This window comes from Pseudomonas sp. JV414, assembly GCF_032424305.1.
In the GTDB taxonomy this organism is placed as follows: domain Bacteria; phylum Pseudomonadota; class Gammaproteobacteria; order Pseudomonadales; family Pseudomonadaceae; genus Aquipseudomonas; species Aquipseudomonas lini.
This window is the reverse complement of record NZ_VYKC01000020.1, coordinates 257550-274846: the sequence shown is the minus strand read 5'-3', so window position 1 is coordinate 274846 and position 17297 is coordinate 257550. Positions and strand designations below refer to the sequence as shown.

At 57.5% G+C, this 17297-nt stretch carries 18 protein-coding genes; 11 read left to right on the top strand and 7 right to left on the bottom strand.

Annotated elements, in window-relative coordinates:
- Positions 1-126 precede the first annotated feature (126 nt).
- On the top strand, positions 127-870 hold the full coding sequence (locus F6R97_RS20945) for a phosphatase PAP2 family protein (RefSeq protein ID WP_048395575.1): 744 nt from the start codon (positions 127-129) through the stop codon (positions 868-870).
- 203 nt (positions 871-1073) lie between these two features.
- On the opposite strand, the gene groL is transcribed toward F6R97_RS20945, so the two are convergent.
- The 4 genes from groL to F6R97_RS20925 form a co-directional block, all read right to left on the bottom strand.
- On the bottom strand, positions 1074-2717 hold the full coding sequence (gene groL, locus F6R97_RS20940) for a chaperonin GroEL (RefSeq protein WP_008155543.1): 1644 nt from the start codon (positions 2715-2717) through the stop codon (positions 1074-1076).
- A gap of 49 nt (positions 2718-2766) precedes the next feature.
- Complete coding sequence (locus tag F6R97_RS20935) at positions 2767-3060, bottom strand: co-chaperone GroES (RefSeq protein ID WP_007898444.1); 294 nt, start codon at positions 3058-3060, stop codon at positions 2767-2769.
- Positions 3061-3307: 247 nt separating this feature from the next.
- Positions 3308-3784, bottom strand: a complete 477-nt coding sequence (locus F6R97_RS20930) for an FxsA family protein (RefSeq protein WP_048395571.1) — start codon at positions 3782-3784, stop codon at positions 3308-3310.
- Positions 3785-3850: 66 nt separating this feature from the next.
- Positions 3851-4582, bottom strand: coding sequence for a HugZ family protein (locus F6R97_RS20925; RefSeq protein WP_038981885.1), 732 nt, complete (start codon positions 4580-4582; stop codon positions 3851-3853).
- Between the two features lie 164 nt (positions 4583-4746).
- Between F6R97_RS20925 and F6R97_RS20920 the strand changes: the two genes are divergently transcribed.
- Positions 4747-5505 (top strand): SDR family oxidoreductase, encoded by a 759-nt coding sequence (locus tag F6R97_RS20920; RefSeq protein WP_038981884.1) that lies wholly within the window; start codon positions 4747-4749, stop codon positions 5503-5505.
- Positions 5506-5597: 92 nt separating this feature from the next.
- Here the strand turns inward: F6R97_RS20920 and apbC are convergent, their stop codons facing one another.
- Positions 5598-6692, bottom strand: a complete 1095-nt coding sequence (gene apbC, locus F6R97_RS20915; protein WP_315867021.1) for an iron-sulfur cluster carrier protein ApbC — start codon at positions 6690-6692, stop codon at positions 5598-5600.
- A gap of 264 nt (positions 6693-6956) precedes the next feature.
- Here apbC and metG point away from each other — a divergent pair, with 264 nt between their 5' ends.
- The 8 genes from metG to F6R97_RS20875 all read left to right on the top strand — a co-directional run bounded on the left by metG (position 6957) and on the right by F6R97_RS20875 (position 13933).
- The gene (gene metG / locus F6R97_RS20910) at positions 6957-9008 is read left to right on the top strand and encodes a methionine--tRNA ligase (RefSeq protein ID WP_048395569.1); all 2052 of its coding nucleotides are present in this window, start codon (positions 6957-6959) and stop codon (positions 9006-9008) included.
- Between the two features lie 230 nt (positions 9009-9238).
- Positions 9239-9808, top strand: coding sequence for an Rnf-Nqr domain containing protein (locus tag F6R97_RS20905; protein WP_038981881.1), 570 nt, complete (start codon positions 9239-9241; stop codon positions 9806-9808).
- Entirely contained in the window at positions 9805-10812 is a 1008-nt protein-coding gene (gene rsxB / locus F6R97_RS20900) for an electron transport complex subunit RsxB (RefSeq protein WP_315867020.1), read from the top strand. Before F6R97_RS20905 ends, rsxB begins: the two co-directional genes overlap by 4 nt.
- A complete protein-coding gene (locus F6R97_RS20895) occupies positions 10799-11791 on the top strand; it encodes an RnfABCDGE type electron transport complex subunit D (RefSeq protein ID WP_315867019.1) in 993 nt (330 codons plus the stop codon). Before rsxB ends, F6R97_RS20895 begins: the two co-directional genes overlap by 14 nt.
- The gene (locus tag F6R97_RS20890; protein ID WP_315867018.1) at positions 11788-12399 is read left to right on the top strand and encodes an RnfABCDGE type electron transport complex subunit G; all 612 of its coding nucleotides are present in this window, start codon (positions 11788-11790) and stop codon (positions 12397-12399) included. The genes F6R97_RS20895 and F6R97_RS20890 overlap by 4 nt, the downstream gene beginning before the upstream one ends.
- On the top strand, positions 12392-12982 hold the full coding sequence (locus F6R97_RS20885) for an Rnf-Nqr domain containing protein (RefSeq protein ID WP_038981877.1): 591 nt from the start codon (positions 12392-12394) through the stop codon (positions 12980-12982). The genes F6R97_RS20890 and F6R97_RS20885 overlap by 8 nt, the downstream gene beginning before the upstream one ends.
- A 25-nt stretch (positions 12983-13007) precedes the next feature.
- Complete coding sequence (gene nth, locus F6R97_RS20880; protein ID WP_253553524.1) at positions 13008-13646, top strand: endonuclease III; 639 nt, start codon at positions 13008-13010, stop codon at positions 13644-13646.
- Between the two features lie 107 nt (positions 13647-13753).
- Complete coding sequence (locus F6R97_RS20875) at positions 13754-13933, top strand: PA3496 family putative envelope integrity protein (protein WP_007898493.1); 180 nt, start codon at positions 13754-13756, stop codon at positions 13931-13933.
- Between the two features lie 90 nt (positions 13934-14023).
- Here the strand turns inward: F6R97_RS20875 and F6R97_RS20870 are convergent, their stop codons facing one another.
- On the bottom strand, positions 14024-14650 hold the full coding sequence (locus F6R97_RS20870; protein WP_007943575.1) for a response regulator transcription factor: 627 nt from the start codon (positions 14648-14650) through the stop codon (positions 14024-14026).
- Between the two features lie 573 nt (positions 14651-15223).
- Between F6R97_RS20870 and F6R97_RS20865 the strand changes: the two genes are divergently transcribed.
- Positions 15224-15838 (top strand): hypothetical protein, encoded by a 615-nt coding sequence (locus tag F6R97_RS20865; protein ID WP_038981875.1) that lies wholly within the window; start codon positions 15224-15226, stop codon positions 15836-15838.
- Positions 15839-15980: 142 nt separating this feature from the next.
- Here the strand turns inward: F6R97_RS20865 and F6R97_RS20860 are convergent, their stop codons facing one another.
- Complete coding sequence (locus F6R97_RS20860) at positions 15981-17198, bottom strand: argininosuccinate synthase (RefSeq protein WP_007898502.1); 1218 nt, start codon at positions 17196-17198, stop codon at positions 15981-15983.
- Between the last annotated feature and the right edge of the window lie 99 nt (positions 17199-17297).

The window sequence follows — 17297 nt, the reverse complement described above, 5'->3', positions numbered from 1 at the left end:
CGACAAAAAAAGCCTGAGACGGCGTTAACAACTTTTTCACCATCGATTCACAGGCTGACGACAGCGGCGTGTACAGACTCCCCGCGGTTGCGCTCTTCAGAACATTTTACTCACCAAGGAATTGCCATGGCTTCGACCGCTGCCCGCCCCGCTTCCAGGCCAATGAATGCCTGGCTATTCCTGGGATTGCCCGCCATTGCGGCGATCACCCTGCTGCTGCTCGAACTGACGTCCCTGGACATGGACCTTGCCAAGCGGTTCTATGACCCGGTGGCAGGCGAGTTCATCGGACGGCACAGTTACTTCCTGGAAAACATCCTGCATGACCGGGCCAAGCAAGTGGTCATCGCCTTTTCGGTGTTCGCCATCCTGGGCTTCATCGGCTCCTTTTTCATGGAAAGGCTCAAACCGTTCAAACGTGAACTGGGTTGCCTGGTGTTGTCTCTGGCACTGGCAACCTCGTTTGTCACCCCGGTCAAAGCGGTGACGGCGGTGCAATGCCCATGGAGCCTGGAGCAATTCGGCGGGCACGAAACCTACAGCGAACTGCTCAGCCCTCGCCCGCACACCGACAAGCCGGGCCGCTGCTGGCCTGGCGGTCATGCGGCGACTGGCTTCACGTTGTTTGCGCTGTTCTTCGTCCTGCGCGACCGTCGTCCGCGCCTGGCGCGCAAGGCGTTTGTCCTGGCCTTCACGTTGGGCTCGGTGTTTTCCCTCAGCAGGATGATGCAGGGGGCGCACTTCTTTTCGCACAATGTGTGGACGGCGATTTTCTGCTGGCTGATTTGTTTGGGGGCGTATTACTACATTCTTTATCGACCAGCTTCCAAGGCTGAGCTAGTCACCAAGGCACAACCAGTCAGTACCTGAAACACAATTCCAATGTGGGAGCGGGCTTGCTCGCGAAGGCGGCTTAACATTCACCGAAGATGTTGAATGTCAGACCGCTTTCGCGAGCAAGCCCGCTCCCACAGGGGGCCGATGTAGATCCCATGATCGGGACAAACTCCGGGCAATAAAAAACCCCGCCTGCTCAACGCAGACGGGGTTTTTATGTACGGGGTAAGGCTGGCTTACATCATGCCGCCCATGCCACCCATACCACCCATGTCTGGCATGCCGCCGCCAGCTGGGCCGTCTTCCTTGATCTCGGCGATCATGGCTTCGGTGGTGATCATCAGGCTGGCAATCGACGAAGCCGCTTGCAGAGCCGAACGAGTCACTTTAGCCGGGTCCAGGATACCCATTTCGATCATGTCGCCGTATTCGCCGGTAGCAGCGTTGTAACCGTAGTTACCCGAACCCTGCTTGACCTTGTCGACTACTACGCTTGGCTCGTCGCCGGAGTTGGCAACGATCTGGCGCAGTGGCGCTTCAACAGCGCGACGCAGCAACTGGATGCCAACGTTCTGGTCATCGTTGTCGCCTTTCAGCTCGGAGATAGCCTGCAGGGCGCGAACCAGTGCCACGCCGCCGCCAGGTACCACGCCTTCTTCAACGGCTGCACGGGTAGCGTGCAGGGCGTCTTCAACGCGGGCTTTCTTCTCTTTCATTTCAACTTCGGAACCAGCGCCAACCTTGATCACTGCAACGCCGCCGGACAGTTTGGCCAGACGCTCTTGCAGTTTTTCACGGTCGTAGTCGGACGAAGTATCAGCCACTTGCTGACGGATCTGCAGAACGCGAGCCTGGATATCAGCCTCAACGCCGGCACCGTCGATCACGGTGGTGTTTTCTTTGGACAGGATCACGCGCTTGGCATTACCCAGGTGTTCCAGGGTAGTGCTTTCCAGGCTCAGACCGATCTCTTCGGAGATAACGGTACCGCCAGTCAGAACAGCGATGTCCTGCAGCATTGCCTTGCGACGGTCGCCGAAGCCTGGAGCCTTGACGGCTGCGACTTTAACGATGCCACGCATGTTGTTCACAACCAGAGTCGCCAGGGCTTCGCCTTCAACGTCTTCGGCAACGATCAGCAGTGGACGGCCGGCTTTGGCAACGGCTTCCAGTACTGGCAACATTTCGCGGATGTTGGAGATCTTTTTGTCGACCAGCAGGATCAGCGGACCGTCCAGCTCGGCAGTCATGGTCTCTGGCTTGTTGACGAAGTACGGGGACAGGTAGCCACGGTCGAACTGCATGCCTTCAACAACCGACAGTTCGTTTTCCAGGCCCGAGCCTTCTTCAACGGTGATCACGCCTTCTTTACCGACTTTTTCCATGGCTTCGGCAATGATGTCGCCGATGGAGCTGTCGGAGTTGGCCGAGATGGTGCCGACCTGAGCGATGGCCTTGGTGTCAGCGCAAGGCTTGGACAGGGCTTTCAGCTCTTTGACGATAGCGATGGTCGCTTTGTCGATGCCGCGCTTCAGGTCCATCGGGTTCATGCCGGCAGCGACGGCTTTCAGGCCTTCGTTGACGATCGATTGAGCCAGAACGGTAGCGGTGGTGGTGCCGTCGCCTGCGTCATCGTTGGCACGGGAGGCAACGTCTTTGACCAGCTGCGCGCCCATGTTTTCGAAGCGATCTTTCAGCTCGATTTCTTTGGCAACGGACACGCCGTCCTTGGTGATGGTCGGAGCGCCGAAGCTCTTCTCGATGATCACGTTACGGCCTTTAGGGCCCAGGGTCGCTTTTACTGCGTCAGCCAGGACGTTGACACCGGCGAGCATTTTCTTGCGGGCGGAATCGCCGAATTTAACTTCTTTAGCAGCCATGATCGATATTCCTTAAATACTTTGTAGTAGCGGGAAAATGAGCGGGGAATCAGCCTTCGATAACGGCGAGGATTTCGCTCTCGCCAATTACCAGCAGGTCTTCGCCGTCAACTTTCACAGTGTTGCTGCCGGAGTAAGGGCCGAACACAACCTTGTCACCCACTTTCACGGCCAGCGCACGCACTTCACCGTTGTCCAGTGCTTTGCCTGGGCCTACAGCGAGGACTTCACCCTGGTTTGGCTTTTCAGCAGCCGAACCTGGCAGGACGATACCGCCAGCGGTTTTCTTTTCTTCTTCGCTGCGACGGACGACGACGCGGTCATGCAGAGGACGAAGCTTCATTGTCGATCTCTCCTAATTGTGGTTTTCATCGGCCGGTGTAGTCCCGGCGGGTTTAACAAATCCGGCGGAGCCGGGTGCGGTTCGTCAAGCGAACCGCGGAAGTCTGTCTGGCGCAATTGCCAGAAACCTTGCGGTGACCGTTACATAAGGGCGTACAAGCTTATTTCAAGGGCGGGGAGCGAAAAATTTTTACCTCTACGCCCTGAAAACGAACACGGCACCCGAAGGTGCCGTATCGATGGAAGTGTTACTTGGAGTCGCGGTGTTCGAACTCGCCTTCGATCACATTGGGCTCACGGCCCAGTGGCTGCTGCGGAGCAGGACCGCCCCGTGGCTGAAGGTCATCGGCGAACGCACGCTGACGCATCGCTTGTTCCTCGGCGCGCAGGCGCATTTTGTTGGCCAGCAGTCGACGAGAGATCGGCAGCAACATGATCAGACCCAGCACGTCGGTGACGAAGCCCGGCAGGATCAACAAACCACCCGCCAGGGCCAGCATCAGTCCTTCGAGCATGGTCTGAGCCGGCAGCTCGCCGCGGCTCAGGCTTTCACGGGCGCGCAGCGCAGTAGCCAGACCGGCGATACGCAGCACGAACACGCCGAGCATCGAGCCGAGAATGATCAGCAGCAGGGCCGGGAAAAACCCGATCGCCCCGCTGACCTTGACGAATACGAACAGCTCCAACACCGGGAACAGTACAAAGAGCAATAAAAAAGGGCGCATCAAATGGTTCCTCAACGCAAGAATGCCTTGCCAGTCTTCCCTAGATGACGTCGCCGTTTCGTGAATTCAAGCGTCGGCCACTTCATTTTTCGGCCAATGCTCGGCGTGAGCCAGAAAAACCAAGGCTTCCCGGACTTGTGTCGGCGTATTACAGGGCGTTTGAAACGGCAGCCAGTAGAGCCCCTGACCGATGCGCAAGTGCATGCCTTCGGTGTCGATGCCGGCCAATTGCGCCGGAGCGGTTTTCGGCAGCCCCGCCAGCTCGACGTAGTGCGCAATGGCTTTGGCGTGATCGGCATTCATGTGCTCGACCATGCTCACTTCGGCCTTGCCGGCGAACGGATTGGCGAGGGTCAACTGATCAATCCAGTGGATCGCACCGAAGCCACCGATGTAGCGGTGACGTACCTCGTTGAGCACCCAGAAATCGAAATCATGGGCCTTGTGATAGTTCTGCGAATCAGGGAAATAGCGGTAGTAACGCTCGGCCGCCGCTTCGATAGCAGCGGGGTCTTGAAGCTTTTCTGCCTCGGCGAGGTAAGTCAGGCGACCAACGGCTTGTACGTCTTCGGCTTCACGCTCACCCACCAGCAGCGAACATTTTGGATCTTTCTGCAGATTGTGAGTGTGCTGAGCGATGCGGCTGATAAGGATCAGCGGCCGGCCCTGCTCGTCCAGACAGTAAGGAACCACGGAGCCAAACGGAAAACCGGGCATCGATTTGGAGTGCGTCGAGAGCACTCCACGGTATTCCTTGAGAAGCAATTCTCGGGCATGCTTAGCCACTACAACGCTCAATTTATGACTCCTTATATAGAATCCGTCAAAAAAACGGACAGGCGCCTGGGTAAAGTTCCAGCACGCCATAGGGGCAGTTCTCATGTGCAGCCAGGCCATATCAGGCTCAGATCGAGAGGCCCTCTAGAAGGAAAACCACTCCGATCTGCTATGGGGCTATGCGAATGCAACTCACTGACAAAGTAATCATTATCACCGGCGGTTGCCAGGGTTTAGGTCGTTCCATGGCCGAGTATCTCGCAGGCAAAGGCGCGAAGCTGGCGCTGGTGGACCTGAATCAGGAAAAACTCGACGCCGCCGTCGCGGCGTGCAAAGCCAAGGGTGTCGAGGCCCGCGCCTACCTGTGCAACGTCGCCGATGAAGAGCAAGTGACCCACATGGCCGCCCAGGTGGCCGACGATTTCGGTGCGATCCATGGCTTGATCAACAACGCCGGCATTCTGCGCGACGGCCTGCTGTTGAAGGTCAAGGACGGCGAAATGACCAAGATGAGTCTGGCTCAATGGCAGGCAGTCATCGACGTCAATCTGACCGGTGTGTTCCTGTGCACCCGTGAAGTCGCGGCAAAAATGGTCGAGCTGAATAACAGCGGCGCGATCATCAATATCTCGTCGATTTCGCGCGCCGGCAACGTTGGCCAGACCAACTACTCCGCCGCCAAGGCCGGTGTCGCTGCGGCGACCGTGACCTGGGCCAAGGAACTGGCACGCTACGGCATTCGCGTGGCAGGCATTGCGCCGGGTTTCATCGAGACCGAGATGACCCTGAGCATGAAGCCGGAAGCGCTGGAGAAAATGACTTCGGGGATTCCGCTCAAGCGCATGGGTAAACCTGAAGAGATCGCCCAGTCGGCGGCCTACATTTTCGAAAACGACTACTACACCGGTCGGATTCTGGAATTGGATGGCGGGTTGCGGATCTAGAGCAAGATCAAAAGATCGCAGCCTCGCTTCGCTCGACAGCTCCTACAGGTGTAAGCCTATTCATGTAGGAGCTGCGATCCTTTTTCAGCGAATCAATCGTCGCTGACGGTAATGTTCGGCATCGCCGGCGTTACCGCTTCCTGCAACACAATCCGCGCGCCGACATGGCGGGCCAGTTCCTGGTAAACCATCGCAATCTGACTGTCCGGCTCGGCGATCACCGTTGGCTTGCCGCCATCGGCCTGTTCGCGGATCAGCATCGACAGTGGCAACGAAGCCAACAGTTCGACACCGTACTGGTTGGCCAGCTTCACACCGCCCCCCTCACCGAACAGATGCTCGGCATGCCCGCAGTTGGAGCAGATGTGCACGGCCATGTTTTCCACCACGCCCAGCACAGGGATGTTGACCTTGCGGAACATCTCCACGCCCTTGCGCGCGTCCAGCAATGCCAGATCCTGTGGGGTGGTCACGATTACCGCACCGGCCACCGGGACTTTCTGCGCCAGGGTCAGCTGGATATCACCGGTGCCTGGCGGCATGTCGATGACCAGGTAATCCAGGTCGCCCCAGGCCGTTTGCGTGACCAGTTGCAACAGGGCGCCGGACACCATCGGACCACGCCAGACCATCGGCGTGTTGTCGTCGGTCAGAAAGGCCATGGACATCACTTCGACGCCATGGGATTCAATCGGAATGAACCACTTCTGATCCTTGACCTTTGGTCGGGTGCCTTCGGGGATACCGAACATGATGCCTTGGCTCGGACCGTAGATATCCGCGTCGAGAATCCCGACTTTGGCGCCTTCACGGGCCAGCGCGAGGGCCAGGTTGGCAGCGGTGGTGGACTTGCCCACGCCACCCTTGCCGGACGCCACGGCCACGACGTTCTTGACGTTGGCCAGCCCCGGAATCTGTGCCTGGGCCTTGTGCGCGGCGATCACACTGGTGATCTCGACGCGCGCGGTGACGACGCCTTCCAGGCCTTCGATGGCCAGTTGCAGCAACTGCGCCCAGCCGCTCTTGAACAGACCGGCGGCGTAACCCAGCTCCAGCTGGACGCTGACGCGATCACCCTGGATGTCGATGCTGCGCACGCACCCGGCGCTGACCGGGTCCTGGTTCAGGTAAGGGTCGGTGTATTGGCGAAGGACGGCTTCCACCGCTGCGCGATTGACGGCGCTCATGGGCAACTCCGATAGCAAGACTGGAAAATCAGGCGGGTATCGTACCTGTTCTGATCGTTCGGCGGGATGCCATCAAAAGATCGCAGCCTTCGGCAGCTCCTACAGGGCCTGCGTATGACATCGCTTTTGTAGGAGCTGCCGAAGGCTGCGATCTTTTGCCGGCACCACTCATTCGATCATCGGAGGAAACAACCTCACGGGGTGAAAAATATGCGCCAGCGCTTTATAGTGGCCGACCTCCGTTTCATCAAGTAGCCGAGCCCCATGTCCGAGCCACGCAAGATCCTCGTCACCAGCGCCCTGCCCTATGCCAATGGTTCGATCCACCTCGGCCATATGCTGGAATACATCCAGACCGATATGTGGGTGCGCTTCCAGAAGCATCGCGGTAATCAATGCATTTATGTCTGCGCCGACGACGCCCACGGTTCGGCCATCATGCTGCGCGCGGAAAAGGAAGGCATCACCCCGGAACAACTGATCGCCAATGTCCAGGCTGAACACAGTGCCGACTTTGCCGAGTTCCTGGTGGACTTCGACAACTTCCACTCCACTCACGCTGAAGAAAACCGTGAGCTGTCGAGCCAGATCTACCTGAAGCTGCGCGACGCCGGGCACATCGCCACGCGCTCGATCACTCAGTACTTCGACCCGGAAAAGAAAATGTTCCTGGCCGACCGCTTCATCAAGGGCACCTGCCCGAAATGCGGCACCGAAGACCAGTACGGCGACAACTGCGAAAAATGCGGTGCAACCTACGCGCCGACCGACCTCAAAGATCCGAAGTCGGCAATCTCCGGCGCCACCCCGGTGCTCAAGGATTCCCAGCACTTCTTCTTCAAGCTGCCGGACTTCCAGGAAATGCTGCAAACCTGGACCCGCAGCGGCACGTTGCAAGAGGCCGTGGCCAACAAGATCGCCGAATGGCTGGATGCCGGCCTGCAACAGTGGGACATTTCCCGCGATGCGCCGTACTTCGGCTTTGAGATTCCCGACGAGCCGGGCAAGTATTTCTACGTGTGGCTGGATGCGCCAATCGGCTACATGGCCAGCTTCAAGAACCTCTGCGCTCGCCGTCCGGAACTGGACTTCGATGCGTTCTGGGGCAAGGATTCCACCGCCGAGCTGTACCATTTCATCGGCAAGGACATCGTCAACTTCCACGCCCTGTTCTGGCCAGCCATGCTTGAAGGTTCCGGTTTCCGCAAACCGACCGGCATCAACGTGCACGGCTACCTGACTGTCAACGGCCAGAAGATGTCCAAGTCCCGCGGCACGTTCGTCAAGGCGCGGACTTACCTGGATCACCTGTCGCCGGAATACCTGCGCTACTACTACGCCGCCAAGCTCAGCCGTGGCGTCGACGACCTGGACCTGAACCTCGAAGACTTCGTGCAGAAGGTCAACTCCGACCTGGTCGGCAAAGTCGTCAACATCGCCAGCCGTTGCGCCGGTTTCATCCATAAAGGCAACGCCGGTGTGTTGGTAGCCGGCAACGCCGCGCCGGAACTGACCGATGCCTTCCTGGCCGCCACGCCAAGCATTGCCGAAGCCTATGAAGCTCGCGACTTTGCCCGTGCCATGCGCGAAATCATGGGCCTGGCCGACCGCGCCAACGCCTGGATCGCCGACAAGGCGCCGTGGTCGCTGAACAAACAGGAAGGCAAGCAGGATGAAGTCCAGGCCATTTGCGCCTTGGGCATCAACCTGTTCCGCCAGCTGGTGATTTTCCTCAAACCGGTACTGCCGCTGCTGGCCGCTGATGCCGAGGCATTCCTGAACGTCGCCCCGCTGACCTGGAACGACCACGCGACCTTACTCAGCAATCATCAGCTGAACGAGTTCAAGCCGTTGATGACCCGCATCGACCCGGTAAAAGTACAAGCCATGACCGACGCCTCGAAAGAAGACCTGACCGCCAGCGCAACCGACACCGGCGAAACTGCACCTGCAGGCAACGGTGAACTGGCCAAGGATCCGCTGTCGCCAGAGATCGAGTTCGACGCCTTTGCCGCCGTAGACCTGCGCGTGGCGCTGATCGTCAAGGCCGAAGCCGTGGAAGGCGCCGACAAACTGCTGCGCCTGACCCTGGACATCGGTGACGAGCAACGCAACGTGTTCTCCGGGATCAAGAGCGCTTACCCGGACCCGTCCAAGCTCAATGGTCGCCTGACCATGATGATCGCCAACCTCAAGCCCCGCAAAATGAAATTCGGGATCTCCGAAGGCATGGTGATGGCCGCTGGTCCTGGCGGTGAAGAAATCTACCTGCTGAGCCCCGACAGCGGCGCCAAGCCGGGTCAGCGCATCAAGTAAAGGTCTGCGGTAAACCGATCCCACAGTCGTGCCCGGCGCGACTGTGGGATTTTCATGTCTGGCCCATACTATCTCTGAAGTCCGGCCTCACCTTGCAGGAGCTGCCGAAGGCTGCGATCTTTTGACTTTGCTCTTTCAAGATCAAAAGATCGCAGCCTTCGGCAGCTCCTACGGAGTTATTCAACAGCCATCAGCAATGTGTGGATACGGACCCTTCAGGTAGACAGATCATGACCGAACTGCTTCTTACGCTTATCAGCGCTGCCCTGATCAACAACCTCGTGTTGCACTGGCCGCTGGGCGTCGATCCGGTGCTGGGCAGCGAGCGGCCACAGGTCCACGCGCTAGGCATCGCGACAACTTGTCTGATGCTGATCACCGGCACGCTTGGCTATGCGCTCTATTACTGGCTACTGGTGCCTTTGGGGCTGACGTCGCTGCGTCTGTTCGTGTTCTTGCCGCTGAGCGTTCTGCTGATCGGCCCGCTGCTGAAGCTGCTTTCACGGTTATTGGCAAAGCTTTCATTCGATGGTCTCTGGCCCCTGCTGCTGGGGAATGCCGGGGTGCTTGGGCTGACATTGCTCAACGCTCAAGACGACAAGGGAATTTTCCACGCCATAGCCCTGAGCCTTGGCGCCGGGCTGGGTTTCTGGCTGGTACTGAGTCTGTTCAGCGACTTGCGCCAGCGCACACTCGATAACGATATCCCCCTGCCCTTTCGCGGCCTGCCGATCGAATTGATCGGCGCCGGATTGATCGCGGTGGTTTTTCTCGGATTCAGCGGGCTGATCAAAACATGAGTCTGATTCAACGCATCGACGCCCTCTTGCCGCAGACCCAATGCGGCAAGTGTGGCCACCCCGGATGCAAACCCTACGCCGAAGGCATCGCCAGCGGCGAGCCGATCAACAAGTGCCCACCGGGCGGCAGCGAAACCATCGCGGCCCTGGCCGACCTGCTGAAAGTGCCGGTGCTGGAACTGGACGTCAGTCGCGGTTCGGCACCCGCGCAGATCGCTTACATCCGCGAAGCCGAATGCATCGGCTGCACCAAGTGCATTCAGGCCTGCCCGGTCGACGCCATTGTCGGCGCGGCGAAATTCATGCACACAGTCATCGTCGACGAATGCACCGGTTGCGACCTCTGCGTGGCGCCCTGCCCGGTGGATTGCATCGAGATGCATCCGTTACCGCTGGCCACGGTGCTGCCGATTGTCGGCGGGCTGGCGTTCAGCCTGGAGGAACAACAGGCCCGGGCCGCCAAGCGCAATCACGCGCGACGCCGTTTCGAACAGCGCAATGCCCGTTTGCATCGCGAAGAGGAACAGAAACACGCCGAACGCCAAGCCCGCGCCCAACGCGCCGTGCAGCACAGCGAAGTAACGCTCGACCCGGTTCAGGCTGCACTGGAGCGCGTCCGCGCACAGAAGGCCGACAATGCCGATGCAGCATTGAAAAAGGCCAAGGTCGATCTGGCGATGAGTCGGGCGCAGTTGAACAAATCGCTCAAGGCCTTCGGGCATCCGCCAACCTTCGAACAGCAATCGCAACTGATCGTGCTGCAACAGCAGTTCGAAGCCGCCGAACAGGCGCTGGCGCAACTGGAGATCAGCGCACCGCCGGTCTCCGCGCCACCTGCCCCGGCAAAAGATGCCGAGTTGAAACGGGCGAAGATCCAATTGGCCATGCGCCGCGCCGAACTCAAGAAAGCCCAAATAAGCGAAGCGCCGGCCGAACAGATCGAAGCGTTGCAACATGCGCTCAGCGAAGCCGAGCGTCAGGTGGATGCCTATGTCACCCCTTGAATCGGTGGACGAACGCCTTCAGCAAGCCATGAAGCTGGTATTGCTGGCCACCGTGCCGGGGATGCTGATGTTGTTCTGGCTGTATGGCTGGGGCGTATTGATCAACCTGATTCTGGCGGCGGCTACTGCATTGGCCGTGGAAGCGACGGTATTGCAGCTGCGCAAGCAACCGGCAAAACCGACGTTGAGCGATGGCAGTGCGCTGGTCAGTGCGACGCTGTTGGCACTGGCCTTGCCGCCTTATTGCCCGTGGTGGCTGACAGTCAGTGCTGCGGCGTTCGGACTGTTTTTCGGCAAGCACTTGTATGGCGGCGTCGGCAAGAATCCGTTCAATCCGGCGATGCTCGGTTTCGCGCTGGTCCTGGTGATGTTTCCCCAGCAAATGACCCATTGGCCGGCGTCCCATGGCATGGATTTGTTCGGTGGGTTGCAACAGGTGTTTGGCTTCAGCTTTGGCCAGGCTCCCGATGCCTGGGCTCAGGCCACGGCGCTGGACAGTCTGCGAATCAACAAAAGCCTGACCATGGAAGAACTGTTCGCCGGCAATCCGGCATTCGGCCGTTTTGGCGGCCGAGGCGTGGAATGGGTCAACCTGGCGTTTCTGGCGGGCGGTGCGTTTCTGCTGCAGCGGCGGGTATTCAGCTGGCATGCGCCGGTCGGCATGCTCGCCAGCCTGTTCGTCATCAGCCTGTTGTGTTGGAACGGTACGGGCTCCGACTCTCATGGCTCGCCACTGTTTCATCTGCTCACCGGCGCAAGCATGCTGGGTGCCTTCTTCATCGTGACAGAACCGATATCCGGCGCGAAAAGCCCCACGGCCCGATTACTGTTCGGCGTAGGCGTGGGGTTACTGACTTACCTGATTCGGACGTGGGGCGGTTATCCGGACGGCGTGGCTTTTGCGGTTCTGCTGATGAACCTTTGTGTACCGGCGCTGGAGCGGTTTGCCGCGCCCAGGCAGGAGCAAGTTGCCCCATGAACCGAGCGACGAGCGTTGTGATTCTGATAGTGCTGGCGGGCCTGGGGATGGGCGCGACTTACCTCGTGCAGCACACCAGCGCCGCGCGCATTGCCGCCGAACAACGCCTGATCGACAGCCGCCAGTTACTGGATCTGCTACCGCCCGGCAGCTACGACAATCAGCCACTGGAACACCCCCTCAGCCTCGAAAGCACTCGCCTGGCCAACAGCACACTGTTGGGGGGCTACCTGGCGTCCAAGGCTGGCCAACCGAGCGCCGTGTTGCTGCGCAGCCAGACTCTGGGCTACGCCGGCTCCATTGACTTGCTGATCGCCATCGACCCCCACGGCAAGTTAGTGGGGGTCAAAACGCTCAAGCAATCGGAAACCCCGGGGCTGGGCGGCAAGCTCGCCGACTGGCCCAATGCCTGGCTTCAGGTGTTTACCGGCAAGTCTCTGATCGACCCCGATGACAATGGCTGGGCCTTGAGAAAGGACCAAGGGCAGTTCGATCAGATCGCGGGCGCGACCATCACCTCAAGAGCGGTGATCAATGCCACCCATGATGCGTTGCGCTACTTCGACGAACACCGGCAACCGCTGATCGGGAGCAGCTCCCATGAATAAGTCATCGACCCTGCAGAACTCGCTGATGCTTACGCCGTTGATCGGCGTCACTGATTCATTGGTAACGGCCCTGGGCTTGTGGCTGATGTTCGCCCTGGTGCTCAGTGCTTATGGTGTGAGCATGAGCGTCTTGCGCTCGCGAATGATTCCGGCAACACATTTGCTGGCATGCCTGCTGCTGACTGCCACGCTGACCAGTTGCGCGGAACTTGCCACACAAGCCTGGTCGCTCCAATGGCACCAGCATCTGGGTTTCTACGCAGGATTGATCGCCTTGCAATGCGTCGTGCTGGAACATAACGGTTTTTTCCAGAGCCCACGGCGTGATCGACTGCGTCTGTGTGGCCTGTTCGGCGCCTTGATGGTGGGCTTGGGCCTGCTGCGCGAGTTCATCGGCAACGGGACACTCGCTAGCCATTTGTCCTGGATGGCCGGTGCCACGCAACCGGACTGGCAAGGCTGGACGCTGATCGCCGACGGTGGCCTGCATCTGGCCACGTTGGCCCCTGGCGGGTTTATTCTGCTGGGACTGTTGATCGCCGCACATCAAGCCTGGACCCGCCGCCCGGCTGCCCCACATTGACCGCCTTCGAGGAAACGCATCGCCCATGAATGCCGCAAAACGTCTTGAAATTTTCCGCAGGTTTCACGAAGACAATCCTGAACCGAAGACCGAACTGGCCTATTCCTCGGCGTTCGAATTGCTGATCGCCGTGATTCTCTCGGCGCAGTCAACCGATGTCGGCGTGAACAAGGCCACCGCCAAGCTGTTTCCGGTGGCCAACACGCCAGCGGCGATCCATGCCTTGGGCGTCGAAGGGCTGTCGGAGTACATCAAGACCATCGGCCTGTTCAACAGCAAAGCAAAAAATGTGATCGAAACCTGTCGCTTGCTGGTGGAGCGCCATGGAGGTGAAGTGCCGCAGACCCGCGAGGCACTGGAGGCATTGCCCGGCGTTGGTCGCAAGACCGCCAACGTGGTGCTCAATACCGCCTTTCGTCAGCTAACCATGGCCGTGGACACTCACATTTTCCGGGTCAGTAACCGCACCGGCATTGCTCCGGGCAAAAATGTGGTGGAGGTGGAGCAAAAACTGATGAAATTCGTGCCGAAGGAATATCTGCTCGACGCCCATCATTGGCTGATTCTCCATGGGCGCTACGTCTGCCTGGCCCGCAAGCCCCGTTGTGGCAGCTGCCGGATCGAGGATTTGTGCGAATACAAGCAAAAGACCTCGGACGATTGAGGCGCTATTAGTTTTTTTGATTGATCGATTGAAAAAATCTTTTTTACCCGCCGGGAAATTGTCGATATAAGGAGCGCCAAAGGCAGCCTTAGCCTGGAGTTAACCTTATGAGTACTGGCAAAGAGCAATTGGACGTAGAAGACGACTTCACTCCCGTTGAGGCCGATGATGCTGAGCCGGTAGTGGAAGTGGCAAAGACCAACCTGAGCAAACGCCGCACCATCGACAATCTGCTGGAGGAGCGCCGACTGCAGAAGCAATTGGCCGATTACGATTTTGACTTGTAACACTTAAAAGCCTCCCGAAACGGAGGCTTTTTACTAAGTGCCGCCCCCTGATAACGCCCGTTCATCGCGCCTCGTCAAACGCAGGCAGCTTCATACCAGGCCGTTGCGCTGGGCCAATTCAATCAGGTCGACCAGTGAGCGAGCATTGAGCTTTAACAGAAGACGAGTCTTGTAAGTACTGACTGTTTTATTGCTGAGGAACATTCCATCGGCAATTTCCTTGTTTGTCTTTCCTCGGGCCAGTTGTTGCAGGACCATCATCTCTCGCCCGGACAAACGATCCACCATATCGGCTTCACTGGCGTTCCCAAGACTGGAACGCACGGTATGCAGAGCCTGATTAGGAAAATAGCTGTAGCCTGACAGTACGGCTTTTATTGCACTGAGCAACTCAGTGAGATCCTGTTGCTTACAGACATATCCGGCGGCACCCGATTGCATGCAACGCATGGAAAAGTGCCCTGGTGCCTGGGACGTCAATATCAGTACTTTAAGAGGCATCGCCGTCGATGTCAGACGCGCGATGACTTCCAACCCATCCAGTTTCGGTATTCCAATATCCAGAATGACAATATCTGGCATTAGTTCACGGGCAAGTTGTAATGCGTCCACACCATTATCTGTTTCTGCAATGACTTCGTAGCCATGACGTTCCATTAGCATACGTACCGCAAGACGAATGACGGGGTGATCATCCACGATCAGCACTTTATTCATGGGCAAGTCCAATTTTCGCTGTTCGAATTTTTAGAGCCCGCACCATAGCCTAGTCGTTTCACCCATGGCATGCCGTCACCCCCGGCCACCCGCAGCGAGAGACATGGCCTACAAACAACACGGATTATTCCTACAAAAAATCATTGCATATCATGAGCCATGAGAAGGCTACTAGCCGAACGCTGTTCAGCACTTCGACAGTTTTTTGTATCGACGTACAACCGAAAAAAACACAATAACAGGGTTTGATACTAGTCATCCGACAGGCTGCGACTATTGAGCTACTCTTAAAAGTAACGAGCATTTTCCACCCCCCTGTACAACTCGGCTCGAACGACTTATGAAAGCTCACATACAGCAACATTTCACCAACAGAATAAACACATATAACTTTAAAACAAATGAACAGCCATACCTGAACCAAGAACAATACAGTTACTATAATGACCTACATCACTTATCAAAAAAAAGGAGCCCAACATAACAACAGAAAAACATCACTCATTAGTTATCATCCTGAAATTCACCCCCTTAAACAAATCGAGAAGAAATAATATCTCATGAGCAGAAGACATGATAAAACTCAAAAAAAGAATCACCAACCCCATGACAATCATTGCAATATTTGCAGCACTGTCTGAAACATCGGCTGCTGTATCCCTCCCCTTCCTCGACAACAAGGAGAGAGAACTCTATGTCTGGTTTCTGATTAGCTTTCCCTTTTATTTGCTTTTTCTTTTCTTCGTCACACTCAACTTCAACTATCGGTCGCTTTACGCGCCCTCCGATTTCGAGAAAGGGAAGCACTTCATGAAAGCGATGGACAACGTTAACCGGTCAGGAAACGATCCTTCCAGGGTACCGCCTGAAAGCTCGACCCAGCACCACGTACGCCTGCCCGAGCACTTAAAAGACCTGCATATCATTGATGCACGCTGGATGAACAACAAAATGGCTTTCAGCGCCCTGCTGGAGAAAATACAGCAAGCACAGGAAAATCCTGCGCAGGTGATCGTATTTCTCACCTGTGCCGAGTCGGAGACGCTGCTGAAGGAAAGCGCGCTCCGGCTTTCAAAGCACACCAAGAAACGCAACGGCGCAACGTTCTGCATTGCTTACAATTTGAATTCACACGGCCTGACGATGATTGGTCAAAATCTTTACAGGCACACAGCAGTCAGCTCTTGAAGAGCTATCGGGGAAAGAAGCGAAGAAAGGTATTAGCAGAGACAAGAAAAAAAGCTGAAAACGCAATATACGGCAGGTTATCCCTCTTTCAGATTTGTGGCCTCATCAGCAAGGCCACAAATCCATTACCGACTCAAAGGTCTCAGAAAAGCTTCCGGCCTTTGTTTGCCGCGATACGCATGCGCAAGGCGTTGAGCTTGATGAAGCCCGCCGCATCGGCCTGGTTGTAGGCGCCGCCATCTTCCTCGAAGGTCGCGATGTTGGCGTCGAACAACGACTCGTCGGACTTGCGACCAGTGACGATCACGTTGCCCTTGTACAGCTTCAGGCGCACTACGCCATTCACGTGGGCCTGGGAAGCGTCAATCATCTGTTGCAGCATCAGACGCTCTGGGCTCCACCAGTAACCGGTGTAGATCAGGCTGGCGTATTTAGGCATCAGCTCGTCTTTGAGGTGAGCCACTTCGCGGTCCAGGGTGATCGATTCGATCGCACGGTGAGCGCGCAGCATGATGGTGCCGCCCGGGGTTTCGTAGCAGCCACGGGACTTCATGCCCACGTAACGGTTCTCGACGATGTCGAGACGGCCGATACCGTGTTCGCCACCGATACGGTTCAGGGTCGCCAGCACGGTGGCCGGGGTCATTTCGACGCCGTCCAGTGCGACGATGTCGCCGTTGCGGTAGGTCAATTCCAGGTATTGCGCTTTATCTGGAGCCTTCTCCGGGGAGACGGTCCATTTCCACATGTCTTCTTCGTGCTCGGTCCAGGTGTCTTCCAGCACGCCGCCTTCATAGGAGATGTGCAGCAGGTTGGCGTCCATCGAGTACGGGGATTTCTTCTTGCCGTGACGCTCGATCGGGATGTTGTGCTTTTCAGCATAATCCATCAGCTTTTCACGGGAGAGCAGGTCCCATTCGCGCCAAGGAGCGATCACTTTCACGCCTGGCTTCAAGGCGTAGGCGCCCAGTTCGAAACGAACCTGGTCGTTGCCCTTGCCGGTCGCGCCGTGGGAAATGGCGTCAGCGCCGGTTTCGTTGGCGATTTCGATCAGGCGCTTGGCGATCAACGGACGAGCGATGGAAGTACCCAGCAGGTACTCGCCTTCGTAAACGGTGTTGGCGCGGAACATCGGGAACACGAAATCGCGCACGAATTCTTCGCGCAAATCGTCGATGTAGATTTCTTTTACGCCCATGGCCTGAGCCTTGGCGCGGGCCGGTTCGACCTCTTCGCCCTGACCCAGGTCAGCGGTGAAGGTCACTACTTCACAGTTATAAGTATCCTGCAGCCACTTGAGGATCACCGAAGTGTCCAGGCCGCCGGAATACGCCAGAACGACCTTGTTTACGTCCGCCATGCCATCACTCCACGGGGTTCTACGGAAAGCCGTCAAGTCTACCGCTCATGCAGAATAATTTACAGAGGCGCGACAGCTTATGACGACGAAGCGACAGAT